Origin of the sequence: Neobacillus drentensis, from assembly GCF_036966985.1 — a bacterium.
In the GTDB taxonomy this organism is placed as follows: Bacteria; Bacillota; Bacilli; order Bacillales; family Cytobacillaceae; genus Neobacillus; species Neobacillus drentensis_E.
Genome location: NZ_JBALSN010000243.1, coordinates 1 through 1,130, shown reverse-complemented (window position 1 = coordinate 1,130; position 1,130 = coordinate 1). Strand labels below are relative to the sequence as shown.

General features: G+C 38.0%; 1 protein-coding gene. It reads right to left on the bottom strand.

Annotation, left to right across the window (positions count from 1 at the left end; genetic code table 11):
• Positions 1 to 2: 2 nt before the first annotated feature.
• Positions 3 to 1,019 carry a GTP 3',8-cyclase MoaA gene (gene moaA, locus V7659_RS16395; protein WP_335540901.1) on the bottom strand — a complete coding sequence of 339 codons (1,017 nt, stop codon included), beginning with the start codon at positions 1,017 to 1,019 and terminating at the stop codon, positions 3 to 5.
• Positions 1,020 to 1,130: the final 111 nt, after the last annotated feature.

Sequence of the window (1,130 nt, the reverse complement as noted above, 5' to 3'; positions counted from 1 at the left end):
GTTTAACCACCAATATAAGACATTTCAATTTTTTTTCGATTTTTGTACGTTTCTGCAGTTCTTTCGTCAGAATATCGATCATCTCGACCATTCCAAATCGCAGTCACTCGTGCCCGGATTTCTTCATCAGTGGCACCATTTCTCATAAAATTCCGAATATCATGCCCATTCCCATTAAATAAACAAGTAAAAATCTGACCATTTGCTGATAAACGAGACCGTGTACAGCTTGTGCAAAACGACTCAGATACAGATGTAATGAATCCAACATTCACATCTTTATCCTTATAACGATAAAGTTTTGCCACTTCCCCATAATAGGCAGGGTCAACTGGCTCGAGTTCAAATCGTTCTTTTAATAGATAATAGATCTGTTTTTTTGTAATGACATCATCCATTTTCCAGCCATTTGTAGAGCCAACATCCATAAATTCGATATAACGCAACTCTAGTCCATTCTCTTTGCAATATTCTGCCATTGGAATGATTTCAGAATCATTTAGACCCTTTTTTACAACCATATTAATTTTGACCCCAAGCCCGGCTTGTTTGGCTGCTTCAATGCCCTCCAATACAGGTCCAGTGCCTACCCCGCGCCCGTTAATTTCCCCAAAGAGTTCATCGTTCAAGGTATCAAGGCTGACATTAACGCGTTTAAGACCAGCTTCCTTTAACTCTTTAGCCAATTTCGGCAGGAGCACACCGTTAGTCGTTAATCCGATATCGTGTAAATCCTCAATAACTGAAAGTTTTTTAACAAGAATAGGCAAATCCTTGCGAAGAAGAGGCTCTCCCCCAGTTAAGCGAATTTTTTCCACTCCCAAACTAACAAATATTTTCGCAAGGCGTTCGATCTCCTCGTATGATAGCAAAGCGCTTTTTGGAAGAAATTCAAAATCCGGCCCGAATTGATCTGCTGGCATACAGTACTGGCAGCGGAAATTGCATCGATCAATTACAGAAATCCTTAAGTCATGCAAGGGTCTATTTAATTTATCTTTAATAATGGTTTTTTCCAATTAATCTCAACTCCATTATTTTTAAGGAACCTATCTTTAGTGTATCAGTACTTCATAAAAATGGCTGTTACATTATTCACTATTATAATACTTATTACTATATGTCTTATC